Consider the following 24950-nt stretch of genomic DNA (forward strand, 5'->3'; position numbering starts at 1 on the left):
GCCGCCATGTCGAACCTCACTCAGCGAAGGCGCTCCCCCGCGTTGGCCGCCGCCGGCGTCACAGCGGCGCTCTTTCTCCTCTCGGCGTGCGGCGGCTCCGGCGGCGAAGGCGGCGGCACCGCAGCCAAGGACAAGGGCAAGGACAAGAACGCCGGCGTCGCCTCGATCAACAGCCCGAGCGCGAGCGGCGCGGCAGCCTCGGCGAGCGCCGCGGCGGAAGCGGGCCGCCCCCAACTCCGCATCGACACCACCGACGCGGAGCATGACCGCCTGTTCGGAATCTGGTTCACCTGCCTGCACGACCACGGCGTCCCCACCGCGCACAAGCCGGGCGCCACCGGGTGGTTCCCGGCCGCCGACACCTCCAAGTACCCGGCCGCCCTGAAGGCGTGTCTCTCGAAGAAGCCGGTCCAGCCGCCCGAGGAGGACCCGGCGAAGAACCCGCACTACCTGGACGACTTCCGCAAAGACATCAAGTGCCTGAACGCCGGCGGCCTCAAGGTCAAGGGCCTCTCCGACGGCTCCGGTTGGAACTACGACGGCGACTCCCACCTCACCCAGGCCCAGGAAGACGCGTTGCAGCGGAAGTGCAAACTGGAGGCGTACCGGTGACGCGCGCCGTGAAGAACCGCGCGCCGGAGATCTCCGGTGCCGACGACGATGCCGACAACACCCGTTCGCGGCGCGGGAAGCGGCGGTTGAAGATCGGGGCGGTGGCCCTGGCCGGTGTCACGGCCGCCGCGCTCGGCATCACCGTATGGCAGGACGGGAACGCGAAGCCGGGCACAGCGGCTGCCGCTTCGGCTCACGTCGGCACCGCGACCGTGGCCCGGACCGATCTGTCCAACGCCCAGACGCTGAGCGGGACTTTGGGCTACAGCAAGGCCGCTCCCGTCAAGGGCGCGAAGGCCGGACTGGTGACCTGGCTCCCGGCACCGGGCGCGCGGGTGTCCCGGGGCCACCCGCTGTACAAGGTGGACAACGTGCCGGTCCCGGTGTTCTACGGCGCCACCCCCCTGTACCGCACGCTGAACGCACGCGGCACGACCGGCCCCGACGTACGCGTCGTCGCGGACAACCTCAAGCGGCTCGGCTACGACATCGGGCCGCAACCAACGGCGGGTACATGGGTCACTCAGCACCCGGCCCCCACTACTGCCGACGCGACCGGCACAACTGCCAATACCGGCGCGGCAGATGAGTCCGACGCCAAAGGCGCGACCGGCGACGACACATCCGCCAAGACAGGCACCGGCACAGCCGCCCCCTCCGCGACCCCGGCCCCCGCTCCGACCCCCACCACAACCACCGTCAAGGTGAAGGCGGGCGACGGCATCCTCACCGCCGACCTGATGGCCGCCGTCAAGCGCTGGCAGACCCACGTCGGCATGCCCGCCACCGGCGTCCTCGGCATCGGCGACGTCATCGTGCAGTCGGGCGAGGTACGGGTCGGCGCGGTGCAGGCGCAGACCGGCGACGACGCCAACAGCAGCCTGATGACGGTCAGTTCGACCACCAAGAAGGTGTCCGTACCCGTGGACGCGACCGCCGTCGGCACCATGGCCCGGGGCAACCACGTCACCGTGACCCTCCCCGACAACTCCACCGTCTCCGGCACGATCGAGGCGGTCGGCGCCACCGCCGCCGACACCACGGACGGTGACACCGGCGGCGGAGGCGGCCCCGCCCAACTCACCGTCACCGTCCGGGTTCCCGACACCGGCGCGGTCGCGAAACTGACCGCCGCCCCCGTCCAGGTGGCCTTCACCTCCGAGACCCGCAAGGGCGTTCTCGCCGTACCGGTCGGCGCGTTGCTGGCGTTGAGCGAGGGCGGGTACGCCGTCCAACTGCCCGGCGGGCGGCTGATCGCGGTGAAGACCGGCATGTTCGCGAAGGGCCTGGTGGAGGTCACCGGCGCCGGTCTCGACGCCGGGCTGAAGGTGGTGACCACGTCGTGAAGAGCCGACCGGTCCTCGCCGTGATCAACGCGGGCATGGCCTACCCCGGCGGAGTCACCGCCCTCGACGGCGTCTCCCTCGCGATCGAGGAGGGCGAACTCCTCGCCATCGTCGGCCCGTCGGGGTCCGGCAAGTCGACGCTGCTGAACATCATGGGCACCCTGGACCGGCCGACCAGCGGCACCGTGGAGATCGGCGGCCACGACGTCGCCACCCTCTCCGACCGCCGGCTCTCCGCCCTGCGCGGCCGTCTCCTCGGTTTCGTCTTCCAGCAGTTCCACCTCACCGACGGCCTGAGCGCCGCCGAGAACGTCGCCACCGGCCTCCTCTACGCCGGTGTCCCGCGCCGCCAACGCCGGCCGCTGGCCCGCGAGGCGCTCGCCCGGGTCGGCCTGGCCCAGCGCGCCGGACACCTCCCGAACCAGCTCTCCGGCGGTGAACGCCAGCGCGTCGCGATCGCCCGCGCGCTGGTCAACCGCCCCGCCCTGGTCCTCGCGGACGAGCCAACCGGCGCTCTCGACACCGCCAACGGCCGTGCCGTACTGGAGCTGTTGACCACCCTGAACAGCGAGGGCACCACCATCGCGATCATCACCCACGACCGAGACATCGCCCAACGGCTGCCCCGCAGAGTCGAGATCCTCGACGGCCGCCTGGTCGCCGACGTCCGCACCGGCGGCTTCGACCAGGACACCCTCGCCATCAGCACCGCCGATCTCACCGCCGACGACACCCTCGCGATCCGCACGGACACCTTCACCGACACCCACAGCGAAGGCCGGCCATGACCACCACCGCACCCCACCGGCCCGCCGCCGCCCGCACCTTCGCCGACACCGACACCAAACCGGTCCGCCTGGCCCCGCTGGACATCCTGCGCCTGGGCCTGCTCGGCATCCACACCCGCAAGATGCGCGCCGCCCTGTCCGCGCTGGGCATCTCGATCGGCATCGCCACAATGATCGTGGTCACCGGCATCCCCGCCTCCAGCCAGAAGGCGCTGATGAACCAGCTCTCCGCGCTGGGCACCAACATGCTCCAGGCCGTCCCGGTCCCCAACCAGAGCGAACCCGTCCTGCTGCCGCCCCAGTCCGTGGACATGGTCCGCCGTATCGGCCCGGTCACGGTGGCCAGCGCCGTCGCCAACACCCATGCCGAGGTGTTCCGCAACGACCACATCGACGCCGACGACTACGCGGGCCTCACGGTCCTGGCGAGCAAGACCAACCTGCTCCATGCCATCAACGCCAAGGTCCAGTCCGGGAGTTTCCTCAGCGCGAGCACCCAGAGGTTCCCCACGGTCGTCCTCGGCTCGGTCGCCGCCACCCGCATGGGCATCGCGCAGATAGTCCCCGGCCGACCGGCCCCGCAGATCTACATCAACCAGCGCTGGTTCACCGTCATCGGCATCCTCGCGCGGACCCCGCTCTCCCCCGACATCGACCGCTCGGTGCTGGTCGGCTGGGACGCGGCCCGCGCCCAGCTGAACTTCGCCGGCCACCCCACGGTGATCTACGTCAAGGCCCGCGAGGACGGCATCGACGCCGTACGCGATGTCCTCGCCCAGACGATCTACCCCGAACTCCCCGGCATGGTCCAAGTCAGCCGCCCCTCCGACGCGTTGGCCGCCAAACGCGCCACCGAGACCACGTTCTCCGCCCTGTTCCTGGGCCTCGCCGGAGTGGCCCTGCTGGTGGGCGGGATCGGCGTGGCCAACACCATGGTCATCTCCGTCCTCGAACGCCGCCGCGAGATCGGCCTACGCCGGGCCCTGGGCGCCAACAAGGGCCAGATCCGCGGGCAGTTCCTCACCGAGTCCGTGGCCCTGTCCTGCCTCGGCGGCCTGGCCGGCACGGTCCTCGGGATCCTCGCGACCGTCGCCTACGCCACCTACCAGAACTGGCCCCCGGTCATCCCGCTCCCCGCGGTGGCGGGCGGCTTCGCGGGCGCCCTCCTCATCGGCATGGCCGCCGGCGTCTACCCCTCCGTCCGGGCCTCCCGCCTCACCCCCACGGAAGCCCTGGCCACCACCTGACCCACCCCTTACGAGGCGGTACCCCGCGGCCGCCAGTCGTCCTGCCTGCGCGTCGGCGCCGTCCGCCTCCCCGCATCCCTGAACGCCTCCAAGAACGCCTCCACCGCCCGCCGTTCGGCCTCGCCGTCCACCTCACCGTCGCGCAACGCCGCGCCCAACAGAGCGGGCAGACCGGGGAGTTCGGGACGGCCCGTACGGCCCGTGTCGTGTTCAGCCATGGTGTCCGTCACCATCCCTTTCCGGCACGCCCAGTTCGCGGGCCAGCCGCTTCAACCCCCGGTAGGCGGCCGTCCGCACCGCACCCGGCCGCTTGCCCAACACCCGCGCGGCGGCGGGCCCGTCGAGCCCCACGACCACCCGCAGCAGCACAGCCTCGGCCTGGTCCTGCGGCAACCCCCGCACCAGACCGAGGGCGTACTCGGTGGACAGGGACTCCAGCGCCTGGTCGTGGGTGCTGTGCGGACCGGGCAGTTCGAGTACGTCCTGTTCGAGCGCCGCCGGTCGCGGCCGCACCCGCTGTCTGCGCAGATGGTCGAGCGCCCGGTGCCGGGCGATGGTCGCCGTCCAGCCGCGGAAGCCCGCCCCGTCGCCGCGGAACCGGCCCAGGTCGCGGGCGATCTCCAGCCAGGCGTCGGACGCCACGTCCTCGGCCTCGTCGCCGACCAGCCCGCGCAGATACCCGAGCAGCCCGGGCTGCACGATCCGGTACGCGACGGCGAAAGCGCCGTCGTCGCCCTCCTGGGCCCGCGCGACGGCAGCGCCCAGTTCCCCGTCGTACGCGTGCCCGCGCCGGGGCTCGCCTGTCTGGCCCAAGGACTGTGCACCCCCCCCATCGCCATCAGCGCCGCACCTCACAGAAACGTCACAGCCCGCAGGCCGCCCGACACATCTCCGGCCCGTCGACGGGGCACGGTCCCTCTGGCCCCGGTGTACGTCCGCCCGTGGCGTCCCCGCGAACGAAGGAGACCCATGTCCGACCTCCGTATCGGTGTCCTCGGCTACGGCCTGCGCGGCAGCCTCGCCCGCGTCGCCCACCGCCCCGGCGCGGGCGCCCGCGTCACCGCCGTGGCGGACCCCGACCCGGCGGCCCGCGCGGAGGCGGCGAAGGACTTCCCCGGCGCCTCGACAACCGCCTCCCACACGGAAGTTGTCGAGTCCCCCGCCGTCGACGCGGTCCTCGTCCTCACCCCCGACCACACCCACGCCGACCTCGCCTGCGAGGCCCTGCGCGCGGGCAAGCCCGTCCTCGTCGAGAAGCCCCTCGACATCACCGTCGCCCGCTGCGACCACGTCCTGCGCACGGCCCACGAGACCGGCACCCGCCTCTACGTCGGCCACAACATGCGCCACATGCCGGTCATCCGCCTGATGCGCGACCTCGTCGAGGGCGGCGCGATCGGCGCGGTGAAGACGGTGTGGGTACGGCACTTCGTCGGCTACGGCGGCGACTGGTACTTCAAGGACTGGCACGCCGAACGCCGGTACAGCACAGGCCTGTTGCTCCAGAAGGCCGCACACGACCTCGACGTAATCCACTGGCTGGCCGGCGGCTACACTCGCCAAGTGCAGGCGCTCGGCGACCTGTTGGTCTACGGCGATCTCCCGCACCGGCGCGCACCCGGCGAACCGAAGACCCCCGACTGGTACACCGAGGACGGCCACTGGCCCCCGCACACCCAGCGCGCGCTCAACCCGGTCATCGACGTCGAGGACGTGTCGCTGGTCAACATGCGCCTGGACAACGGTGTGTTGGCCGCCTACCAGCAGTGCCACTTCACCCCCGACTACTGGCGCAACTACACCGTCATCGGCGACACGGGCCGACTGGAGAACTTCGGCGACGGCCCCGGCGCGGCGGTGAAGCTCTGGAACAGCCGCCGCTCGGAATACCGGGAGCACGCCGACGCCGAGTACCGGGTCCCCGACACCGACCAGGACGGCGAACACGGCGGCGCCGACCCGCTGTTGATCGACGAGTTCCTGCGCTTCGTACGGCACGGCGGGCGCACGGACACCTCACCGGTGGCCGCACGGATGGCGGTGGCGGCGGGGTCCGGGGCCACCGAGTCACTGCGCGACGGCGGCACCCCGCGTGAGGTGCCGCCGCTCGACCCGGAACTCGTCGCGTACTTCGAGCGGGGTCAAGTGCAGGCGCCGTAGACCCAGTTGGGGCCAAAGGCCTGGTTTTAGATGGAGGTCTCCACCGGCTGCTGCGGGGTCTCCTTCGCCACCGCGCCCGCTGTGGGCACCCGGTCCGTGTTGACCAGGACGCCAGCGATGAGGGCGGCCAGCAGGATCGAGGCCATCGCCCACCAGGTGGCGACGTTGAAGCCGTGCACGGCGGCCTTCGCCTCCAGGAGTTTGCCGTTCACGCCGGGGCCCGCGTGGGCGGTGGCGTAGCGGGTGGTGACCGTGGCGGCGATCGTGTTGAGGAGGGCCGTGCCGATCGAACCGCCCACCTGCTGGGCGGTGTTGAAGGTCGCGGAAGCCGCGCCGGAGTCGCGGGGTGCGACGCCCGCGGTGGCCAGGGAGACCGAGGTCATCATCGCCGTACCCATGCCGAGGCCGAGCATCAGCATCCCGGGCAGGATGTACGTGGCGTACGCGGGCTCCACCCCGACCTGGGCGATCAGCGCGAGCGCGCCCGCCGCGACCAGCAGTCCCGGGACCATCAGGGTGCGCGGCGGCACCCGGTTGACGAACCGGGCCGCGATCTGGGTCGAGCCGGTGATCATGCCGACGGTGATGGGGAGATAGGCGACGCCCGTCTTGACCGGCGAATAACCGAGGACGCGCTGCATGTAGTAGGTGAGGAAGAGGAACACGCCGAACATGCCGATGGTGACGAACAGGATGGTCAGGAACGCGCCGACCCGCTGACGGTCCTTCACCACCGACATCGGCAGCAGCGGAACCTTCGCCCGGGTCTGCCAGAACCCGAACGCCCCGAGCAGCACGACCCCGGCGGCGAGCAGGGTCAGGACCAGCCCGTCGCCCCAACTCCGCGACTCCGCCTCGGAGAAGCCGTAGACCAGCGTCAGCATGCCGAGGGAACCGAGGAGCGCGCCGGGGATGTCGAGGTGGGCGTCCGGGTGCCGGGAGCTGTCGCTGAGCAGGATCCAGGCGCCGGCGAACGCGATCAGCGCGATGGGCACGTTGACGTACAGACACCAGCGCCAGTCCAGGTACTGGGTGAGGAACCCGCCGGCGAGCAGCCCAACTGCCGCTCCGGCGCCCACAATCGCGCCGAACACGCCGAAGGCCTTGCTGCGGTCCTTCGGGTCGGTGAACGTCGTCGTGAGCAGCGACAGCGCGGAGGGGGCCAGCAGCGCGGCGAAGACTCCTTGCAGCGCCCGGGCGCCGAACAGCATGCCCTGGTTGGCGGCGGCACCGCCGAGCGCGGACGCGGCGGCGAAGCCGATCAGCCCGATCATGAAGGTGTTCTTGCGCCCCGCGAGGTCCGCGATCCGGCCGCCGAGCAGCAACAGCCCGCCGAACGCGAGGGTGTAGGCGGTGATGACCCACTGCCGGTTCCCGTCCGACATGCCGAGGTCGGTCTGGGCGGACGGCAGTGCGATGTTGACGATGGTCATGTCGAGGACGACCATCAACTGCGCGAGCGCGATGACGACCAGCGCCCACCAACGACGGTTGTCGGCCATGAATCCTCCCCGGGTCCGGCGAACGCCTTCATCGTCCTCCCGCACCCGACCCTTTGGGAACGCCAGCGTCTCTTATTACGCCGATTTTGCCGATCGGGCCCCGCCGGGTACGGCGTGCCGTGGGGGCGAACTCCCTTACCGGCGAACGGAGTTCACCGCGTCCCGGCACAGCAGCCGCAGCGACCCGTGCCCGCCGAAACACCGCCGGGCCTCGTCGATGGGGTCCCACAGCCGCCCCTCCGGCGTACGCAGCCAGTGGTCACCGCCGGTCGCCCACCACTCCCCGCCGGTCTGCCGCGCGATCACCTCACCGGCATACGCCCCGAACCCGCGCAACTCGTTCTCCATGGCGGCGAACGGCGGCCCCTCCCGCCGTATCTCCTCGATCAACCGGTCGACCCGCCACAGGCTCTGCGCCGAGTAGTCGAGCCGCACCCGGGCCCCCTCCCGCATGGTCGCCACCGCGTCCGCGGCCCACCGCACGGGCAGCGCGGCGGCGGAGGGCCGTGTCTCCTGAACCGTCATCACACCTGTCGTTCGTTCTGCCGTCAGTTCCGTCATCTGCTCTGTCATCACACAAGGAAAAGCATGGTGGGACGCCGTTGCGTCACCCCGATCCGGGCTTTTCCCCGGACCGGCGCAGGACCGACCCACCGCCACCGCACGACGGTCACAGACCCCGCGCCCAACTCCCCCGCTCAACTCCGCCCGCGCGCCCGCCGCGAGACCACCGCGCGCAAGATCCGCCGCCCCTCCGTAGACACCGCGAGGACCTGGCGGAGCCCGCCCGCCCCGGTTCCGGCGAGGAGTTCGAAGACGGTGACCTGGCGCCGCAACTCGGCGGCGACGAGGGGCGACATGCCGTCCGTACGACCTTCACGGCGGGAGTCGATGTCGTCGGCGCCGTCGGCGGGGGCCATGACCTCCAGGAGCCGGTGGATCCGCAGCGAGGCGAGCGAGCAGGCGTCGGCCCACTCCCGCACCGGAGCGCCGGCCGGAACCGCCGGTGCGGTCGCGAGCATCGCGCGGGCGAGCCGCACGGCACGGTCCTCGCCGGATTCCGCTGCTGGTCCCTCTCCGGCTCCGGGTTCCTCACCGGGTTCCTCGAAAGGAGCGGGGAGCTTGGCGCGGGCCTGCTCCAGGCACTGGCCCCATGTCTCCCCCACCGCGCCCTCCGCGAGGCTGGTCCACAGGGGCCGCAGCACCTCGTCGTCGCCGCCCAGCAGCGGCACGCACCGATCCAAACAAGCCAGTCCGCCGGCGGCCAGTGCGCGATCGTCGGCCTGCGCGATCAGTTCCACCAGACTCATCCAGACCTCCCTCGGCGGGGCCCCTCCCCTATGGAACCCGCGTTTCCCCTGACTGCGTGCTCCACCCCGGGAGTGTCACACGGGACACCCCCGGGCAGGCAGGGAAAACGGAAGAAGGGATTTTCGGCCACCGTTCGGTCACCCGACCGAGCGCGCTCAGACGCCGACCGGAGCCCCCGGCCCCGCCAGTGCCTTCTCGTTCTGCATGCGGGTCAGGCGCAGCACGAGAAGGATCGCGAGCACGCCGGCCGCGATGTCGAGCCCGTCGGCGATCATCGACTGGTAGGCGCCGGAGTGCATCTGGTCCGCCGCGTCGGCCTTCCCGTAGTCCACGGTGCCCAGCCGGTCACCGAGGAGCGACAGGAGCCACAGCGTCCACCACGCGTTGACCAGCGCATACGACCGGCGGGCCCCCACGGGGCTGCTGGCGTCCCAGATGTCACGGGTGATCCGGCGCGGGTACCAGAGGCTCACGATCGGGACGAACCACCCGCCGATCGCCCACCCGGGCTTCATGCTCTGCGCCTGGGGAGCGAACACCCCGGCGTTGGCCCGCACCCGCCAGAACCAGCACAGGTACACGATGACGCACAGGAGCAGCGCGACCGACTGGACGCCGCCGGCCACCGAGTTGAGCGTTTCCGCGTCGTCCAGCCTCCCGGTGACCGCCCCGCCGGTCGCGCCGTCCATGAGGTCGTCCGTCACGTCGTACAGCACCAAGTCGGCGTAGACGGCGAACAGATCGGCGGCGATGACGAGCCCGAGCAGCGAGACGGTGGCGCGGCCGAGCCCGATCGGCGAGCGCAGGTAGGTGCCGGGCAGGGGCACAGGTCTGGGCGTGGGCATGGGAACGGACATGGTGAAGCGACCCCCGAGTGCGAAACGGCAAGAGAGAAAGAGAGGGGAACATACGTTCCCCGACCCTCGCCCGTCCAACCGCGCCGACCGCCCCGCTCAACCCACCTTGTCCGCAAGGGACTTGAACTGCGTCCAGGTCAGCGCGGGCGTCCCCGGGTCCCACAACTTCTGGACGGTGGCCCGCAGCGGCATACGAATACCCGCCGCGACCTGGTTCTGGGTCTGCGAGTTGGCGAGGTCGCACCACACCGCGAACGACCCGCCGAGGATCTGGCCGTCGTACTTCGCGGGGACGGCCGTCGTACCGCGCAGCACGCGCGGGGTCCACTGCTCGTAGATCCGCCGCCCGGTCGGGTAGACGAAGGTCTGCGGCTCACCGAGGACGTAATAGAGGTACTCGTCGTTGTAGTTGAGGACCTTGCGCCCCGCGCTCAGATACGCGACGGGCTGCCGGGCGCCGATCTCCTTGCCCGTCCAGTACGCGACCTGGAGATCCTTGGCCGCCGTCACCGAAGTCCCCTTGAGGAAGCCGTCGTTCCACACCCGCATCGTGCGGTCGTGGTTGCGGATCGTGTCGGCGCGGTCGTTGAGCCAGCCGGTGGTGAGGTCGGCGACGGTCCCGCCGGAGCCGTAGGCCTTCGTGGCCTCGGCCGTCAGCTGCGGGAAGGACGCCTGGGGGTTGGCGACGGTCAGCGCCTGATATTCGTCGCCGCCGAGGTGCCACTGGTCACCCGGGAACAACCCGGCGTATTCATCGAGGAGTTCATCCACGATCGCGGCGGACGCGTCCTTGGAGATGTCGATCGCACCGCGCGTGGCGACACCCGAGACGTTCCGCAGTTGCAGATCGGGATGAGCGGCGATCACCGCACCCAAGTGCCCCGGCGAGTCGATCTCGGGCACGACGGTGATGTGCCGACTGGCCGCGAGATCGACGATCTTCTTCACCTGCGCCTTGGTGAGGTGATCCTTCGACACGACCTCGGGATGGGTCGTGGACTGGATCCGAAACCCCTGGTCGTCGGAGAAGTGCAGCCCCAGTTCGTTGAACTTGAGGTCGCCCAACTCCCGTACCCGGTCCTCGATCCAGCCCGCGGTGAACGGTTTGCGTGCGATGTCCAGCATGAACCCCCGCCGCGGCTTGGCGGGTTGGTCGTGCACGACACCCTCCGGCGCCGTACCGCCCCCGTGCACTTCCTGCTTGAGGGTGCGGGTCCCGTAGAACACCCCGGCGTCCGAAGGCCCACTGATATTCACCCGCCCACCGCGCACGGTCATGGCATACGACTCCGGGTTCGCGCCCTCGTCGTCGTTCAGCGCCAGCCGTACGTCCCCGGCGCGCACGTCACTCGCCTCGCCGCCGTAGGTCAGCCCCAGCTCCCCGGCGATCAGCCGCCCCTCGTCGACGAGGTCGGCGTCGTCGACGACGACCCGGTACCCCTTGACGGGCCGCCACCCGGGACCGCGCGCGGGAGTGTGGGAGCGCACGGCGGGGATGGTGCGGGGCGTCTGCGACAGCGGATACGACCGGGTCGGACTCGGCGTGGGGGAAGGGGAAGCGGACCGGGAGGCCGCGCCGCGCGAGGCGGCGGAGGTCTCGTCCCCGGACCCGACCGCCGTATCCCCGGAACCCCCCTCGTCGCCGGAGGCGGCCCACAGCCCGAGCCCCACCCCGCCCGCGACCACGGCAGTGGCGACGGCGACCGCGATCAACCCGCGCTTCGGCTTGGTCTGCTTCCCCTGCTTCACCTGCTTCGCCGACGAGCGGCGCCTGTGCTGGCTCACGGCGCCAACCTACGGCCCCGGGTGGATCGCGGGTGTCCACCACACGTTCCGAAACTCTCCCGTCCGGGTGAAATTCGGGCATCTGTCGGACACCTCATGACCACTCCCGATAATCTGGTGACGCACCTCTCACTACCTCCCCTGCCGCACCGTCCGCGACGCGAGGACCCACCCTGCCAGCGCACCGCCTTCCCCAGCTCCCCGACCTCCCCGGCCGAGTGGCCATACCGGCGCTGCCCGAGCAGTCCCGCACGTCGCGGTCCCCGAAATCGCTGGAGGGCTTCAACTCCGCGCCCGCCGACGACATCCGGCCCGCTCTGCTGAACTGCCTCCACAGCCACCGCTGGACCCGCCGCCTCACAGACCACCGCCCCTACCCCGACCTCGACGCCCTACTCGCCGCATCCGACGAGGCGTCGTACGACCTGACACCCGGGGACCTGGCGGAAGCACTGTCGGGCGAGTCGCTCCCGGTCCTCCCGGACGACACGTACGAGGCCGCACATATGGCCTTGGACGCGGCCCACGCGGCATACGAGGCGAGGTTCGGGCATGTGTTCGTCATCTGCGTGGATGGGGTGGCCCCGGACGAGGTACTCGACCACGTCTTGGCCGGCATCCGTTCACGCCTGACGAACGACCCGGAGGAGGAACGGGTGGTGGTGGCAGAGGAACTCCGGCGCCTGGCAAGAGGGCGGTTGCTGCAGGTTTTTAGGGGCGCGGGGCTGTGACATTTGCGGCTCCGCCGCGGGGCGCACCCAGCCACAACGGCGCAGCACCCGGCAAACAACAAGAACCCCCACCCCACTAGCCGCCCGAAACTAGCCCGTACGTACCCCTTTGGGTGCCAGTTTGATCACACAGGCAGGCCCGCCGTAAGACCGGCGTCAACGCCTGGATACGATGCTGAGGGCCGGAGGACCGTACCCGGCCGGGCCCGACCGACAGAGAAGCCGGCGCGGCCCTACATCCCCGCTCCCGGAGGGCTTCCGTGCCGGCTGGAACGCTGTACCGCGGCCGGGAAGGAATGTGGTCCTGGGTGGCTCATCGAGTCACCGGCGTCCTCATCTTCTTCTTCCTGTTCGTACACGTGCTGGACACCGCTCTTGTGCGTGTCTCCCCCGAGGACTACGACAAGGTCGTAGCCACCTACAAGACGCCGATCGTGGCACTGCTGGAGTACGGCCTCGTCGCCGCGATCCTCTTCCACGCCCTCAACGGCCTGCGCGTCATCGCCGTCGACTTCTGGTCGAAGGGCCCGCGCTACCAGAAGCAGATGCTCTGGTCCGTCGTAGGCCTGTGGCTCGTGCTCATGCTCGGGGCGATCTACCCCGTGCTCGGCCACGCCGCTCGTGTTCTGTTCGGGAGCTGACCCAGATGTCTACGACTGAAACCGCAGCGTCGGGCATCGGCCCCGTGGAGAGCGCGTCCGTCTACACCGTGGACAACCCCGCGCCCCTCATCGAGGCTCCCCGCAAGCGCACCAAGAAGACCCCGAAGTCGACCCGGGGCAACTTCGAGATGTACGGCTGGCTCTTCATGCGCCTGTCCGGTGTCGTGCTGGTCGTCCTGGTCCTCGGCCACCTGCTGATCCAGCTCGTGCTGGACGGCGGTGTCTCCAAGATCGGCTTCGCCTTCGTGGCGGGCCGCTGGGCCTCGCCGTTCTGGCAGGTCTGGGACCTGCTGATGCTCTGGCTGGCGATGCTGCACGGCGCCAACGGCCTGCGCACGGTCATCAACGACTACGCGGAGCGCGCGAACACCCGGCTGTGGCTCAAGGGCCTGCTCTACACCGCCACGGTGTTCACCATCCTGCTGGGCACGCTGGTGATCTTCACCTTCGACCCGAACATCCGCTAGGCCACCGGGCTGAGGGACTGAGGAATTCTGATGAAGATCCACAAATACGACACCGTCATCGTCGGCGCCGGCGGCGCCGGTATGCGCGCCGCGATCGAGTCGACGAAGCGCAGCCGCACCGCGGTACTGACGAAGCTCTACCCCACCCGCTCCCACACGGGCGCCGCGCAGGGCGGTATGGCCGCCGCGCTCGCCAACGTGGAGGAGGACAACTGGGAGTGGCACACCTTCGACACGATCAAGGGCGGCGACTACCTGGTCGACCAGGACGCCGCCGAGATCCTGGCGAAGGAGGCCATCGACTCGGTCCTCGACCTGGAGAAGATGGGCCTGCCGTTCAACCGCACGCCGAACGGCACGATCGACCAGCGGCGTTTTGGTGGCCACTCCCGTAACCACGGCGAGGCCCCGGTCCGCCGGTCCTGCTACGCGGCCGACCGCACCGGCCACATGATCCTCCAGACGCTGTACCAGAACTGCGTGAAGGAGGGCGTGGAGTTCTTCAACGAGTTCTACGTCCTCGACCAGCTGATCGCCGATGTCGACGGCGTGAAGACGTCGGTGGGCGTCGTCGCGTACGAGCTGGCGACCGGCGAGATCCACGTCTTCCAGGCGAAGGCCGTGATCTACGCGTCGGGCGGCTGCGGCAAGTTCTTCAAGGTGACGTCGAACGCGCACACCCTGACGGGCGACGGCCAGGCCGCCGTATACCGCCGGGGTCTGCCGCTGGAGGACATGGAGTTCTTCCAGTTCCACCCGACCGGCATCTGGCGCATGGGCATCCTGCTGACGGAGGGCGCCCGCGGTGAGGGCGGCATCCTCCGCAACAAGGACGGCGAGCGCTTCATGGAGAAGTACGCGCCGGTGATGAAGGACCTGGCGAGCCGGGACGTCGTATCCCGCTCGATCTACACGGAGATCCGAGAGGGCCGCGGCTGTGGCCCCGAGGGCGACCACGTGTACCTGGACCTGACGCACCTCCCGCCGGAGCAGCTGGACGCGAAGCTCCCGGACATCACGGAGTTCGCGCGCACCTACCTCGGCATCGAGCCGTACACGGACCCGATCCCGATCCAGCCCACCGCGCACTACGCGATGGGCGGCATCCCGACGAACGTCGAGGGTGAGGTCCTCACGGACAACACCACGGTGGTCCCGGGCCTGTACGCGGCCGGCGAGGTCGCGTGCGTGTCGGTGCACGGCGCGAACCGTCTCGGCACGAACTCCCTCCTGGACATCAACGTGTTCGGCCGCAGGGCGGGCATCGCGGCGGCGGAGTACAGCCAGAAGGCGTCGTACGTCGAGCTGCCGGAGGACCCGGCGCAGCAGGTCATCGACCAGGTCGAGCACCTGCGCAACTCCACGGGCACCGAGCGGGTGGCGGTCATCCGCCGCGAGCTGCAGGAGACCATGGACGCGAACGTCATGGTGTTCCGCACCGAGCAGACGATCAAGACGGCGGTCGAGAAGATCGCGGAGCTGCGCGAGCGCTACCGCAACGTCTCGATCCAGGACAAGGGCCGCAGGTTCAACACGGACCTGCTGGAAGCGATCGAGCTCGGCAACCTCCTGGACCTCGCCGAGGTCATGGCGGTCTCCGCCCTCGCCCGCAAGGAGTCCCGCGGCGGTCACTACCGCGAGGACTACCCGAACCGCGACGACGTCAACTTCATGCGCCACACCATGGCGTACCGCGAGGTCGGCGACGACGGCACCGAGTCCATCCGTCTCGACTACAAGCCGGTCGTGCAGACCCGCTACCAGCCGATGGAGCGTAAGTACTGATGGCAACCCCTGTTCTGGACAAGGAAGAAGCGGCCGGCCAGCCCGAGCCCGGCTTCGCCGACTCCCCGTACATCACGGTCACCTTCCGCATCCGCCGCTTCAACTCCGAGGTCTCGGCGGAAGCGGTCTGGGAAGACTTCCAGCTGGAGATCGACCCGAAGGAGCGCGTCCTCGACGGCCTCCACAAGATCAAGTGGGACCTGGACGGCACGCTCACCTTCCGCCGTTCCTGCGCCCACGGCATCTGCGGTTCGGACGCGATGCGGATCAACGGCAAGAACCGTCTCGCCTGCAAGACCCTGATCAAGGACCTCAACCCCGAGAAGCCGATCACGGTCGAGCCGATCAAGGGTCTGACGGTCCTGAAGGACCTGGTCGTCGACATGGACCCGTTCTTCCAGGCGTACCGCGACGTGATGCCGTTCCTGATCACGAAGGACACGAACGAGCCGACCCGGGAACGCCTCCAGTCGGCGGAGGACCGCGAGCGCTTCGACGACACCACGAAGTGCATCCTGTGCGCCGCGTGCACGTCCTCGTGCCCGGTCTTCTGGAACGACGGCCAGTACTTCGGCCCGGCCGCCATCGTCAACGCCCACCGCTTCATCTTCGACAGCCGCGACGAGGCGGGCGAACAGCGCCTGGAGATCCTCAACGACCGTGACGGTGTGTGGCGTTGCCGCACGACCTTCAACTGCACGGACGCGTGCCCGCGAGGCATCGAGGTCACCAAGGCGATCCAGGAAGTTAAGCGGGCGCTGATCACTCGGCGGTTCTGACTTTCCCTAGCCTGCATCAGGGCCCTGTTTCCGTCACTTCGGGAACAGGGCCCTCTGGTGTTTTTGGCCGGTTTGCACTCCTGCCGACGAACACGTTCCGCCGTCACACTCCTCACCTGAGGCCAGTCGGCCCGGGAGGGGGAACATGGCGCTGCTACGAGCACCCGTGCCGCTGGGATACGGGCACGCATCGAAAGAAGCCCACTCCATTGCCGCCCCACTCCTCACCGGGGCCGCGCTGGCCCTGGCCGGAGTCGTCGCAGCAGCGGACAAGGACAAGAAGATCTTCTACTGGCCTGGCGTGAGCCTGCTGATGCTCGTGGCCACCTCGATGGCTCTGCTGGCCAGCATCCAACTGCACTACTACTCACGCCAGTTCTTCTACTCACGCCAGGACATCCACGACTGGTACGACCTCGACAACAGCCCCGAAGACGAGGCACAGCTGACCCGGCTGTACGCATGGCAGGGCGACGACTACAAGCGGTGGGCGCGCAACAACAACTGGGCCGTCCGTTTTTTCAACGCGGGAACTGTCCTGTTGGGCCTCGGCATCGTCACCGTCCTGCTCCCACCAGACGGCGGCCAACAAGCCCCATGCCGATGGGCGGCCGCGGGGCTGGTGCTGCTGTGCACCGTCGCTGAGGCGGCATGGACGCTTGCCACCTTCCGCAAGAACACGCAGCTGCGCCGAAGGCGCGGGTCCACGTTGAGCGCGATCGCCAAACCGAGGGAGAACGCATGACATCCCATGCCATGACCTTGCCGGGCCTCGGCGGGATCGAACCACCGCACACCGCCGGCTGCCGGGGGTATCAATGCGAGACTCTGATCGGTCCAGCCCACCGAGACGACACCATGTCCGCCTGGCATGCCACGCTGAAAGGTGGCGCCCTGGCGATGGACAGCTATCTCGCCCAGTACAACGCCACATTCCAAGCCGCCCACACAGGTAACTGCCGATTCCGCGACCTGCCCCCGTCCGTCCACGTGGCGTGCGCAGGGGACTACGAAGCCTTGGAAGCCGAGCTCGAATGGGCGAACAGGGCGCGCTTCGAATTCAATCGGTAGCCGCCCCACCCCAGAAGCCCCTGCAATCACCCCACTACGATGGCCCCCGTGGCGGGCGCAGGGGGTCGGACCGGGGGCCGGAGTGGTCAACGCTCCCGCCTGTGGCTCGGCCTGGCCGTCCTGATCGTCGGCAGTTTCGCCCTCGGCGACAGCACGCACCGGATCCGGGCCGCCGCGGACTGGCTCTCGTCCTGGTGGCCCTGGCTGCTGCTCGCCCTCGCCCTGCTGAATCTGCTGCGTTCGGCCATCACGCCCGGCTCGCTCATCGCACCCGGCCTGCTCGCCGCCTTGGCGCTGGGCGGGCTGGCGGCGGCGCACGGCATCAGTGCCCGCAGCCTGACCGACTTCGTCGCACCGGCCGCTCTGATCGTCATTGGTCTGGCGCTGGTGCTGTCCTCTCACGAGATGGAGTCCCACCGGTGGACACGTGTACTGGCGACCGGCCGGGTCCGTACCGCGGACGGGCTCGGCAGCCATACAGACACGTCGCAGGTGGTACTCCGTGCGATAGCAGGTGAGTTGCGTGCCGATCTGACCGACTCGTTTCTCGACGGCAATCTGACGGTCCAGGTCACGGCGGTGGCCGGGCATGTCCATCTGACCGTGCCCAGGGACTGGCCCGTCACGGTCCGTACCGCCGGCACCGTCCTCACCCGCGTCAGCGACACGGGTCCGCGAGCGGGCGCCGATGCCGATACGGTTCGCGAAGTCGGTCTGCACCTGCTAGGGCTGGCCGGGGCCTTCAGTCTCGTCCGGACGTGAACTCCCGTGCGCGTAGGGCAGGTTCACGCGGCGCCCCGCGAGCCGATCGGAGAGGCGCTGGAAGAGCGCCCACTCCCCGTCGCGGTCCGGCAGTGGGTGGTGCAGGGCGTCGACAAGGTCGAAACGGTGCAGGTCGTACACCACATGCATGAGCCCCGCATACGCCTGGGCCCCGATCACCGCTCCCTTGTACGCCACTGCGGCGGAACCCAGCGCGAGCGCGATCAGCCACCATCCACCTGGTTCGTCATAGAGGGCCACCAGGAGGAGAGCGGTGCAGGCGAGGAAGGCATGGCAGAGGTTGACCGCTGTGTCCAGGGTGTCCCGGGCCGAACTCAGAGCCCGGGCAAGCGGGGCGGACACCTGCGGATAGATACGCGGCCACGATGAAAGGGTGGTGAGTCCGTAGCGCTCTCCCGCGCTGAACTCACCCGACCTGAGAGCGTTGCCGAGCGCGGTGGGCAGAAGAGCGGCGTCCGGCAGGGTGTTCAGACGCCTGGCGGCATCGGCCGCGACCCGCTGGGCGTCAGGACTGGCGTCGGCCTCGGCATCGGCCCGATCGGCGAGCGCCTGTCCACGGCGACGCTGCAACTCCATCAACACCCCGGCGAATCCAGCCGTTATCGGCCACCGGTCCCAGTACCCCTCCAACACCCGTACCGCCCGCACTTGGAAGGGCTGGAGGAGCATGCCGAGTACGGCAGCGCAGGCCCCGACCAGAAGAAGATCCCCGGCGGCGGCAGCCGGATTCGACGGCAGGACGGCGTTCCAGTCACTACGCCCCGAGAAGCTCCCCGCTCGAACCAGTCCATACAGGCAACCGACAAAGAGCGCACACGGCACGAAGTGCACCGCCAGCACCCTTCGCACGCACCCGCCTCCCCCATGCGCTCGTGAACGCTGATCAGTATGGACCCTTCCCCTCCGGCAAGGGGAGCGGCACTGCTGGCGGCCCGAGCGGCTCATCAACAGCCAGGGCGAGGCCCTGCGTTGTCCGCCGCCCCAGGGACCCTGGCAGTGCCCGGTCCCAGGAATTCGGAAGGCGTCACCGGGAGCAAGAGGGAGAGGAGTTCGGCGCCGGGGAACGCCACGAGGAGTGGGTGCCCGAGTCACTCGGCAGCGAACTCATCCATGCCTCAGGGCAGTTGGAGAAGTACCGACTCATCCTGGACCGGATGGAGGCAGTCGCCCTGCAACCAGAAGCATCCCTCGACCCCATCCACCGCATCACCCAAGACACCTGAGAGACGCCCCGTGCCTGGACCGACCTGGCAGAAGTCGACCTACAGCGAGGAAGGCTCCCCCGCGTCTTCCTCGCCACCACCCCCACCGCAACAATCTTCCTCAGCGAAAGCGACGACCCGACGGCAACCATCCTCACCACCAGCTCCCGCCAACTCGGCGCACTGATATCCGCCTTCAGCTGCGAGTCCACTTCCGGCAAGCGGCCGGCTTGATCAGGAGCCGGCCGCCTGCGCCCCACAGGCGCGCCCCCGGTACCTGGTTCCACGATCGTCACTGCTTCTAGAATCGATCGAAGAAGGCAGGTCTGGAGGGGGCGCCGGGTGACAACTCTGTGGTCGCCTGAGGCAGTTGCTGCCTACGTCGGCGCCGTCGCCGCCTCTTTCGTGGGCGCCGTGGCGTACGCACAGACCCGCAGCACCGCCCGCGACGGCCGGGACTACGACCAACGCCAGGCGAATCTGAGGGAGTTGCGCGCGGCCACGAACGCGGCGACCTCGTTCAAGACCACCATCGTGCCCGAACTGCGCACCCTGGACTACTACTTGGACCGGGCCCGCGTCGGCGAGCCACTGCCTCCACTGCGGGTGGCTCTCTCCTCGCGTCTCGACAGCATGTACGGCGAGCGGATGCGCTCCCTGCCCTCGGCGTTCGAGCACGTCCAGGCCGCATACGAGGGAGCGCTCGGGCAGGTTCTGCGGATCGACGAGATCCTGGACGAGTACACGGTCTCGGGCTCCCTGCCGAGCGGATCGATCGTCGGCGATCACGTGTTCACACTGCGCAGCCGCGTCGACAGCCTCGACGGACTGATCGAAGCAGCCCGCTACGACTTCAGCAGAATCGCTCCGCTGCCCAGCGGCTGGGACGCGTCATTCGCCGTGCCTCCCGGACGCGGACGGACACCCCGCCACTTCGGCCAGTGAGCCCACTCGCACAGGCCACCACCGGCGGCAATCACCGCTTCCCGAGGATCATCCACCTACTCTGACGGTATGTCAGATGACCAGTCGTACGAACTGCTCGGCTTCGACAACCTCCTCCTCCCCGTAGGGAACCTCACCGAGGCCGTCCCCTTCTACGAGCGTGCCGGATTCACCGTCGGGTACCGGCTAGACGAGGCAGGGATCGCGATCCTGAAGGTCGGCGGCGAGACCCCTGGAGTGCTCCTGCGGCAGGAAGACGGGCTCGGACACCGGCCACCCCCCTGGCCCTCACCCCGCGCCTGGCTGGAGGTCCCCGACGCACGGAAGGCCGCCCAGCGCCTCACCGCCGCCGGAATCAGCCCCCTCGACCCACCCTTCTCCGTAGCCACCGGATGGACCGTCGAGATCGCCGACCCCTGGGGCAACGTCATCGGATTCACGGACTACTCGAAGCGTCCGGAGCTGGCGCGGCGGGTGTGACGCAGGTCCCAGCGCAGGCAAGTTGAACACGTTCAAAAATGCTCCTACAGTTCTTCCTGTCAGCACTTTTGAACGTGTTCAAGAAGGGGGAGGCGCATGGACCGCACGGTCGTCGCCTACGTCATCTACCTGGTCGTCAGCATCGGACTCACCGTCTGGGTGGCCCGCACCCTCAGCCGCAACGGGCGGATCTTCCTCGCCGACGTCCTACGGGGGAACGAAAAACTCGCGGAGGCCGTGAACCACCTCCTGGTGGTCGGTTTCTACCTCGTCAACCTCGGGTTCGTCGCCCTGTACCTCAGCGGCGACGGCACCATCGACGACACCCGGGGCATCTTCGAGGCCCTGTCGACGAAGGTGGGCGTGGTGCTGCTGGTGCTCGGGGTGATGCACCTGGGGAACGTGTTCGTGCTGAACAAGATCCGGCGGCGGGGGGTCATGGAGCGGGAGCAGGTGCCGCCCATCGCGCCGCAGGGGTGGGTTCCGCCGACGGCCGGGGCGTGACGGGGGTGGCCCCGGCCCTCGGCGGGACCCAGGACCGGGACGCCTCGCGCGTCCCGGTCCACGGGCTCACCGTCCTCTACGACGCCGACTGCTCCCTGTGCACCTTCGTCCGCGACTGGCTCGTACGGCAGCCGCAGTTGGTGCCCCTGGAGCTGGTACCGGCATCCTCCGAAGAGGCCCGGCAACGCTTTCCCGGGCTCGACCACCGCGCCACCCTCGACGAGATCACCGTCATAGGCGACTCCGGGCAGGTCTACCAGGGTGCCGCCGCCTGGATCGTCACCCTGTGGGCCCTGCGCGAACAGCGGCCCCTGGCACACCGGTTGAGCACCCCGACCGGGGCCCGGCTCGCCAAGGGCGCCGTGCTCGGCGCCGCCAAGTGGCGCGGGGCGCAGTGGGGCGCCGGGCAGGCCAACGCCCGGCAGTGGGGCGGGCGCACGTACCGGCGGGGCGACGGCTGGTCGTACGACCCGCATCAGGGGTGGACCTACACCGGACCGGGCTGCGCCGACGGCTCCTGCCCCACTGGATAGGCTCTGTCCCCGTGCCCGCGAAGAACGACAGCCCCGAAGAGGACGGCGGTACGCCCGCCAGGTCCGCGAAGTCCGAGCAGACCCGTGCCCTCATCCTGGAGACGGCCATGCGGCTGTTCCAGGAGCACGGCTACGACAAGACGACGATGCGGGCGATCGCCAAGGAGGCGGGCGTCTCGGTCGGCAACGCGTACTACTACTTCGCCGGCAAGGAGCACCTGATCCAGGGCTTCTACGACCGGCTCGCCGAGGAGCACCGGCTCGCGGTCCGCGAGGTGCTGGACCGGGAGACCGATCTGGAGGCGCGGCTCGCGGGCGTGCTGCGCGTGTGGCTGGACGTCGCGCGGCCGTACCACGAGTTCGCGGTGCAGTTCTTCAAGAACGCCGCCGACCCGGACAGCCCCCTGAGCCCGTTCTCCGCGGAGAGCGAGCACGCGCGTGTGCAGGCCATCGGCGTCCACAAGGAGGTGCTGTTCGGCGCGAAGACCAAGGTGGCGCCGGAACTGCGGGACGTGCTCCCGGAGTTGATGTGGCTCTCCCAGATGGGGCTCGTGCTCTATTGGGTGTTCGACCGGACCGAGGGACGCGAGCGGAGCTACCGGCTCGCCGAGCGCGGAGCACGGCTCACCGCGCGCGGGGTGTCCCTCGCGCGCTTCCGGGTGCTGCGGCCGCTCGTCCTGGAGGTGCACGAGCTGTTCACGGACTTCCTGCCGGGCATGACCCACGCGCTGCCCGACCCGGCGAAGGCCAAGAAGAAGCGCGGGGCGCCCGCCGCCGGACCCGCCGACGACGAACGCCCCTGAGCACCAGGGCCGGTGGACGGCGTCAGTTGACGGCGTCCACCTCGCCCTCCACGAGCTCGACGTCGTGGATCAGCGGACCGTCCGTCACCTCCACGTGGCGGGCGATCGATCCGTACGACGTCGCCGTCGTCGCCAGGAGATAGGTCCCCGGGCCCGGTACCGAGACGATGTACGAGCCGTCCGCCAGGGTCTCGACGCGGTCCAGCTGGCGTCCGCCCGCCGTCAGGAGGGTCACCGCGGCGCCCTCCAGAGGCTCGCCCTCGGCCGTACGGACGAAACCGTGGACGGCCGATGCCGGGCCCTCCGGAGCGGCCTCTACGGGCTCCTCGGCGGGTTCCACGGCGAGGTGCGGCAGCGCCTTGTCAAGCCAGCCGGGCAGCCACCAGTTGGACTTGCCCAGGAGGTGCATCGCGGCCGGCACCAGGGCCGTACGCAGGATGAAGGCGTCGAGGGCGACCGCGGCGGCCAGGCCGACGCCCGCCGTCGCCGCGCCGGAGTTGCCGCTGAGGACGAAGGCCAGGAAGACGCAGACCATGATCAGGGCCGCGCTGTTGATGACACGGCTGGTCTCCGCCAGGCCGACGCGGACCGCGCGGGCGTTGTCCTTGGTGTGCACCCACTCCTCGTGCATACGGCTGACCAGGAACACCTGGTAGTCCATGGAGAGGCCGAACAGCAGGGACAGCATGATGACCGGCAGGAAGGCGTTGATCGGGCCCTCCTTGCCGAGGCCCAGCAGGTCCAGGCCCCAGCCCCACTGGAAGATCGCCACCAGGACACCGAAGGAGGCCGCCGCCGCGATGAGGTTCATCAGGGCGGCCGTCAACGGCACCACCAGGGAACGGAAGGCCAGCAGGAGGAGCAGGAAGCTCAGGCCGATGATCGTCGCGACGAAGAGCGGGAGGCGGTCGCCCGTGACGGTCGCGAAGTCCTTGGAGATCGCGGTCACACCTCCTACGTGGCCGGTCACGCCCGCCTCGGGGATGACCTTGTCGCGCAGGGTGTCGATCAGGTCGTCCGTCTGCACGGACTGCGGTGAGGTCTTCGGGACGACCTGGATCACCGTCACGCCGTTCGCGGGCGGCAGGGCGGCGACCTGGGCCACGTCCTTCGTCGCCTGGATGTTCTTGACCAGTGTCGCGGTGTCGCCGCCCGAAGTGACCACCTGGAGGGGGCCGTTGAAGCCCGGCCCGAAGCCGTCGGCGAGCAGGTCGTACGCCTGCCTGGTGGTCGTCGAGGTGTCGTCGTTGCCCTGGTCGGTGGCGCCGAGGCGCAGCGACAGGATGGGGAAGGCGAGGACGGCCATCACTACGAGGGCGAACGCGGCGATCCGGCGCGGGCGCTTCTGCACGGCGGCCGACCAGCGGGCCGCGAGGTTGTCGGTGCGCTCCGGCTCGGACCCGGTCGCGGCCAGCTTGCGGCGCTGCTTGCGGCTGAGCACCCGCACGCCCAGGAAGCCGAGCAGGGCGGGCAGCAGCGTCGTGGCGGCGAGCACGCTCAGGACGACCGTGAGCGAGGTGCCGATGACCACGCCGTCCAGGAAGCGCAGGTTCGTCACCAGCATGCCGGCGAGCGCGATGCACACCGTGCCGCCCGCGAACAGCACCGCGCGGCCCGAGGTGTTGAGGGCGATGACCGCCGACTCCTCGGGATCCAGGCCGCGTTGGACGCCGCGTCGGTGCCGGGTGACGATGAACAGGGCGTAGTCGATGCCGACGCCGAGGCCGATCAGGGTGGCCAGCAGGGGCGCCAGGTCGGGGATGTCAGTGGTGTGGCTGAGGAGCTGGGTGGAGAACAGGCCGGTGCCGACGCCGAAGATCGCGACGCCGATCGGCAGCAGCATCGCGTAGAACGAGCCGAAGGCCAGGAACAGGACGATCGCCGCCGCGAGGATGCCGACGCCCTCGGCTATGCCGCCCGGCGGCTCCTCCACGCGCTGGACGGCCTGGCCGCCCAGTTCGACCTTCAGGCCCTTGCGTTCGGCGTTCTGCGCGGTGTCCACGACGTTCTGGACGAGGTCCTTGGGGACGGCGTTCGCCTGCTCGGCGAAGGTGATCTGCGCGTACGCGATCGTCCCGTCGGAGCTGATCTGCGTCGCGCCCCGGGCGCCCGAATAGGGGCCGGTGACTCCGCCGACGCCCTTCATGCGGGCGATTTTGTCGAGCACGGGCTGGATCCGGGTCTGTACGGACGGGTCCTTGACCGAACCCGAGTCGACCTTCCAGACCACCGTGTCGGTGTCGCCCGAGCTGTTCGGGAACGCCTTCTCCATCAGGTCGTACGCGCGCTTGGAGTCCGTGTCCGGGAGGGAGAACACGTTCGCGTAGTTCGTACCGGCCGTCGAGGCCGACAGGCCCAGGCCGAACAGTGCCCCCACCCACACCAACAGGACCACCAGCCGGTGCCGATAGCACCACCGTGCCAATGCCGCCACGCTTCAACGCTCCTTATTCGCAACCGAGTTGACTCGGTCGATCGGTCGGACGGTCCCCCAGGTCCAGGGCTACAGAATTGGTGGCGGCACGCACGCGTGGACATGCTCCGGCCATGACTCTCAAGGAACTCCAAAGACCGAACCGGCCCGACTGTCAGTGCCC

The 24950-nt window shown here is 69.6% G+C and carries 27 protein-coding genes and 1 pseudogene; 19 read left to right on the forward strand and 9 right to left on the reverse strand.

What is annotated here, in order from left to right; translation table 11 throughout:
- Positions 1 to 6: 6 nt before the first annotated feature.
- From ACIBK4_RS05735 to ACIBK4_RS05750, 4 genes are read left to right on the forward strand one after another with little or no spacing between them, the layout of a single operon-like run.
- The gene (locus ACIBK4_RS05735) at positions 7 to 612 is read left to right on the forward strand and encodes a hypothetical protein (RefSeq protein ID WP_398992410.1); all 606 of its coding nucleotides are present in this window, start codon (positions 7 to 9) and stop codon (positions 610 to 612) included.
- Entirely contained in the window at positions 609 to 1958 is a 1350-nt protein-coding gene (locus ACIBK4_RS05740) for a hypothetical protein (RefSeq protein ID WP_398992412.1), read from the forward strand. The genes ACIBK4_RS05735 and ACIBK4_RS05740 overlap by 4 nt, the downstream gene beginning before the upstream one ends.
- A gap of 35 nt (positions 1959 to 1993) precedes the next feature.
- On the forward strand, positions 1994 to 2746 hold the full coding sequence (locus tag ACIBK4_RS05745) for an ABC transporter ATP-binding protein (RefSeq protein ID WP_398992973.1): 753 nt from the start codon (positions 1994 to 1996) through the stop codon (positions 2744 to 2746).
- Positions 2743 to 3993 carry an ABC transporter permease gene (locus tag ACIBK4_RS05750; protein ID WP_398992414.1) on the forward strand — a complete coding sequence of 417 codons (1251 nt, stop codon included), beginning with the start codon at positions 2743 to 2745 and terminating at the stop codon, positions 3991 to 3993. The genes ACIBK4_RS05745 and ACIBK4_RS05750 overlap by 4 nt, the downstream gene beginning before the upstream one ends.
- Before the next feature lie 8 nt (positions 3994 to 4001).
- Here ACIBK4_RS05750 and ACIBK4_RS05755 read toward each other — a convergent pair whose 3' ends face one another.
- Complete coding sequence (locus ACIBK4_RS05755; RefSeq protein WP_398992416.1) at positions 4002 to 4211, reverse strand: hypothetical protein; 210 nt, start codon at positions 4209 to 4211, stop codon at positions 4002 to 4004.
- Positions 4204 to 4806, reverse strand: a complete 603-nt coding sequence (locus ACIBK4_RS05760; RefSeq protein ID WP_398992418.1) for an RNA polymerase sigma factor — start codon at positions 4804 to 4806, stop codon at positions 4204 to 4206. Before ACIBK4_RS05760 ends, ACIBK4_RS05755 begins: the two co-directional genes overlap by 8 nt.
- 156 nt (positions 4807 to 4962) lie before the next feature.
- Here ACIBK4_RS05760 and ACIBK4_RS05765 point away from each other — a divergent pair, with 156 nt between their 5' ends.
- The gene (locus tag ACIBK4_RS05765) at positions 4963 to 6153 is read left to right on the forward strand and encodes a Gfo/Idh/MocA family protein (RefSeq protein ID WP_398992420.1); all 1191 of its coding nucleotides are present in this window, start codon (positions 4963 to 4965) and stop codon (positions 6151 to 6153) included.
- Positions 6154 to 6179: 26 nt separating this feature from the next.
- Here ACIBK4_RS05765 and ACIBK4_RS05770 read toward each other — a convergent pair whose 3' ends face one another.
- From ACIBK4_RS05770 to ACIBK4_RS05790, 5 genes are all read right to left on the reverse strand, one after another.
- Entirely contained in the window at positions 6180 to 7655 is a 1476-nt protein-coding gene (locus tag ACIBK4_RS05770) for an MFS transporter (RefSeq protein ID WP_398992422.1), read from the reverse strand.
- 135 nt (positions 7656 to 7790) lie between these two features.
- On the reverse strand, positions 7791 to 8180 hold the full coding sequence (locus ACIBK4_RS05775; protein ID WP_398992424.1) for a hypothetical protein: 390 nt from the start codon (positions 8178 to 8180) through the stop codon (positions 7791 to 7793).
- A 173-nt stretch (positions 8181 to 8353) separates the two neighbouring features.
- Complete coding sequence (locus ACIBK4_RS05780) at positions 8354 to 8965, reverse strand: hypothetical protein (RefSeq protein ID WP_398992426.1); 612 nt, start codon at positions 8963 to 8965, stop codon at positions 8354 to 8356.
- Positions 8966 to 9121: 156 nt separating this feature from the next.
- A complete protein-coding gene (locus tag ACIBK4_RS05785) occupies positions 9122 to 9811 on the reverse strand; it encodes a DUF4328 domain-containing protein (RefSeq protein WP_398992428.1) in 690 nt (229 codons plus the stop codon).
- A gap of 108 nt (positions 9812 to 9919) precedes the next feature.
- The gene (locus ACIBK4_RS05790; protein ID WP_398992430.1) at positions 9920 to 11608 is read right to left on the reverse strand and encodes a glycoside hydrolase family 20 protein; all 1689 of its coding nucleotides are present in this window, start codon (positions 11606 to 11608) and stop codon (positions 9920 to 9922) included.
- 218 nt (positions 11609 to 11826) lie between these two features.
- Between ACIBK4_RS05790 and ACIBK4_RS05795 the strand changes: the two genes are divergently transcribed.
- The 8 genes and pseudogenes from ACIBK4_RS05795 to ACIBK4_RS05830 all read left to right on the forward strand — a co-directional run bounded on the left by ACIBK4_RS05795 (position 11827) and on the right by ACIBK4_RS05830 (position 17865).
- Positions 11827 to 12339: a 2-oxo-4-hydroxy-4-carboxy-5-ureidoimidazoline decarboxylase gene (locus ACIBK4_RS05795; protein WP_398992432.1), complete on the forward strand. Its 513-nt coding sequence runs from the start codon at positions 11827 to 11829 to the stop codon at positions 12337 to 12339.
- A 209-nt stretch (positions 12340 to 12548) separates the two neighbouring features.
- A pseudogene (sdhC, locus tag ACIBK4_RS05800) lies at positions 12549 to 12980 on the forward strand (succinate dehydrogenase, cytochrome b556 subunit); the annotation flags it as partial.
- Between the two features lie 5 nt (positions 12981 to 12985).
- A complete protein-coding gene (locus ACIBK4_RS05805) occupies positions 12986 to 13468 on the forward strand; it encodes a succinate dehydrogenase hydrophobic membrane anchor subunit (RefSeq protein ID WP_026150201.1) in 483 nt (160 codons plus the stop codon).
- Positions 13469 to 13498: 30 nt separating this feature from the next.
- Positions 13499 to 15253 (forward strand): succinate dehydrogenase flavoprotein subunit, encoded by a 1755-nt coding sequence (gene sdhA, locus ACIBK4_RS05810; protein ID WP_393036195.1) that lies wholly within the window; start codon positions 13499 to 13501, stop codon positions 15251 to 15253.
- Positions 15253 to 16032: a succinate dehydrogenase iron-sulfur subunit gene (locus ACIBK4_RS05815; protein ID WP_398992435.1), complete on the forward strand. Its 780-nt coding sequence runs from the start codon at positions 15253 to 15255 to the stop codon at positions 16030 to 16032. Before sdhA ends, ACIBK4_RS05815 begins: the two co-directional genes overlap by 1 nt.
- Before the next feature lie 145 nt (positions 16033 to 16177).
- Positions 16178 to 16777 carry a hypothetical protein gene (locus tag ACIBK4_RS05820; RefSeq protein ID WP_398992437.1) on the forward strand — a complete coding sequence of 200 codons (600 nt, stop codon included), beginning with the start codon at positions 16178 to 16180 and terminating at the stop codon, positions 16775 to 16777.
- On the forward strand, positions 16774 to 17103 hold the full coding sequence (locus ACIBK4_RS05825; protein ID WP_398992438.1) for a hypothetical protein: 330 nt from the start codon (positions 16774 to 16776) through the stop codon (positions 17101 to 17103). The genes ACIBK4_RS05820 and ACIBK4_RS05825 overlap by 4 nt, the downstream gene beginning before the upstream one ends.
- A 48-nt stretch (positions 17104 to 17151) precedes the next feature.
- Positions 17152 to 17865, forward strand: a complete 714-nt coding sequence (locus ACIBK4_RS05830; protein WP_398992440.1) for a LiaF transmembrane domain-containing protein — start codon at positions 17152 to 17154, stop codon at positions 17863 to 17865.
- Here the strand turns inward: ACIBK4_RS05830 and ACIBK4_RS05835 are convergent.
- Entirely contained in the window at positions 17827 to 18555 is a 729-nt protein-coding gene (locus ACIBK4_RS05835; RefSeq protein ID WP_398992442.1) for a hypothetical protein, read from the reverse strand. The genes ACIBK4_RS05830 and ACIBK4_RS05835 overlap by 39 nt on opposite strands.
- A 410-nt stretch (positions 18556 to 18965) precedes the next feature.
- Here ACIBK4_RS05835 and ACIBK4_RS05840 point away from each other — a divergent pair, with 410 nt between their 5' ends.
- From ACIBK4_RS05840 to ACIBK4_RS05865, 6 genes are all read left to right on the forward strand, one after another.
- Positions 18966 to 19109: a hypothetical protein gene (locus tag ACIBK4_RS05840; protein WP_398992444.1), complete on the forward strand. Its 144-nt coding sequence runs from the start codon at positions 18966 to 18968 to the stop codon at positions 19107 to 19109.
- A gap of 321 nt (positions 19110 to 19430) precedes the next feature.
- Entirely contained in the window at positions 19431 to 20033 is a 603-nt protein-coding gene (locus ACIBK4_RS05845; protein ID WP_398992446.1) for a hypothetical protein, read from the forward strand.
- A 69-nt stretch (positions 20034 to 20102) separates the two neighbouring features.
- Entirely contained in the window at positions 20103 to 20513 is a 411-nt protein-coding gene (locus ACIBK4_RS05850) for a VOC family protein (RefSeq protein WP_398992448.1), read from the forward strand.
- Positions 20514 to 20609: 96 nt separating this feature from the next.
- Positions 20610 to 21017: a hypothetical protein gene (locus tag ACIBK4_RS05855; RefSeq protein ID WP_398992450.1), complete on the forward strand. Its 408-nt coding sequence runs from the start codon at positions 20610 to 20612 to the stop codon at positions 21015 to 21017.
- Positions 21014 to 21550, forward strand: coding sequence for a thiol-disulfide oxidoreductase DCC family protein (locus ACIBK4_RS05860; RefSeq protein ID WP_398992452.1), 537 nt, complete (start codon positions 21014 to 21016; stop codon positions 21548 to 21550). The genes ACIBK4_RS05855 and ACIBK4_RS05860 overlap by 4 nt, the downstream gene beginning before the upstream one ends.
- Before the next feature lie 11 nt (positions 21551 to 21561).
- Complete coding sequence (locus ACIBK4_RS05865; RefSeq protein ID WP_398992454.1) at positions 21562 to 22353, forward strand: TetR/AcrR family transcriptional regulator; 792 nt, start codon at positions 21562 to 21564, stop codon at positions 22351 to 22353.
- Between the two features lie 22 nt (positions 22354 to 22375).
- Here ACIBK4_RS05865 and ACIBK4_RS05870 read toward each other — a convergent pair whose 3' ends face one another.
- Positions 22376 to 24778, reverse strand: coding sequence for an MMPL family transporter (locus ACIBK4_RS05870; RefSeq protein WP_398992975.1), 2403 nt, complete (start codon positions 24776 to 24778; stop codon positions 22376 to 22378).
- Between the last annotated feature and the right edge of the window lie 172 nt (positions 24779 to 24950).

Source organism: Streptomyces sp. NPDC050528 (assembly GCF_044457795.1).
GTDB lineage: Bacteria > Actinomycetota > Actinomycetes > Streptomycetales > Streptomycetaceae > Streptomyces.

Bases quoted from the DNA above. Each gene is read 5' to 3' on its own strand.
- ACIBK4_RS05735 (WP_398992410.1), top strand. From the start codon at position 7: ATGTCGAACCTCACTCAGCGAAGGCGCTCCCCCGCGTTGGCCGCCGCC.
- ACIBK4_RS05745 (WP_398992973.1), top strand. From the start codon at position 1,994: ATGGCCTACCCCGGCGGAGTCACCGCCCTCGACGGCGTCTCCCTCGCG.
- ACIBK4_RS05750 (WP_398992414.1), top strand. From the start codon at position 2,743: ATGACCACCACCGCACCCCACCGGCCCGCCGCCGCCCGCACCTTCGCC.
- ACIBK4_RS05755 (WP_398992416.1), bottom strand. From the start codon at position 4,211: ATGGCTGAACACGACACGGGCCGTACGGGCCGTCCCGAACTCCCCGGT.
- ACIBK4_RS05765 (WP_398992420.1), top strand. From the start codon at position 4,963: ATGTCCGACCTCCGTATCGGTGTCCTCGGCTACGGCCTGCGCGGCAGC.
- ACIBK4_RS05770 (WP_398992422.1), bottom strand. From the start codon at position 7,655: ATGGCCGACAACCGTCGTTGGTGGGCGCTGGTCGTCATCGCGCTCGCG.
- ACIBK4_RS05775 (WP_398992424.1), bottom strand. From the start codon at position 8,180: ATGACGGTTCAGGAGACACGGCCCTCCGCCGCCGCGCTGCCCGTGCGG.
- ACIBK4_RS05780 (WP_398992426.1), bottom strand. From the start codon at position 8,965: ATGAGTCTGGTGGAACTGATCGCGCAGGCCGACGATCGCGCACTGGCC.
- ACIBK4_RS05785 (WP_398992428.1), bottom strand. From the start codon at position 9,811: ATGCCCACGCCCAGACCTGTGCCCCTGCCCGGCACCTACCTGCGCTCG.
- ACIBK4_RS05805 (WP_026150201.1), top strand. From the start codon at position 12,986: ATGTCTACGACTGAAACCGCAGCGTCGGGCATCGGCCCCGTGGAGAGC.
- sdhA (WP_393036195.1), top strand. From the start codon at position 13,499: ATGAAGATCCACAAATACGACACCGTCATCGTCGGCGCCGGCGGCGCC.
- ACIBK4_RS05815 (WP_398992435.1), top strand. From the start codon at position 15,253: ATGGCAACCCCTGTTCTGGACAAGGAAGAAGCGGCCGGCCAGCCCGAG.
- ACIBK4_RS05820 (WP_398992437.1), top strand. From the start codon at position 16,178: ATGGCGCTGCTACGAGCACCCGTGCCGCTGGGATACGGGCACGCATCG.
- ACIBK4_RS05825 (WP_398992438.1), top strand. From the start codon at position 16,774: ATGACATCCCATGCCATGACCTTGCCGGGCCTCGGCGGGATCGAACCA.
- ACIBK4_RS05835 (WP_398992442.1), bottom strand. From the start codon at position 18,555: ATGCTCCTCCAGCCCTTCCAAGTGCGGGCGGTACGGGTGTTGGAGGGG.
- ACIBK4_RS05850 (WP_398992448.1), top strand. From the start codon at position 20,103: ATGTCAGATGACCAGTCGTACGAACTGCTCGGCTTCGACAACCTCCTC.
- ACIBK4_RS05855 (WP_398992450.1), top strand. From the start codon at position 20,610: ATGGACCGCACGGTCGTCGCCTACGTCATCTACCTGGTCGTCAGCATC.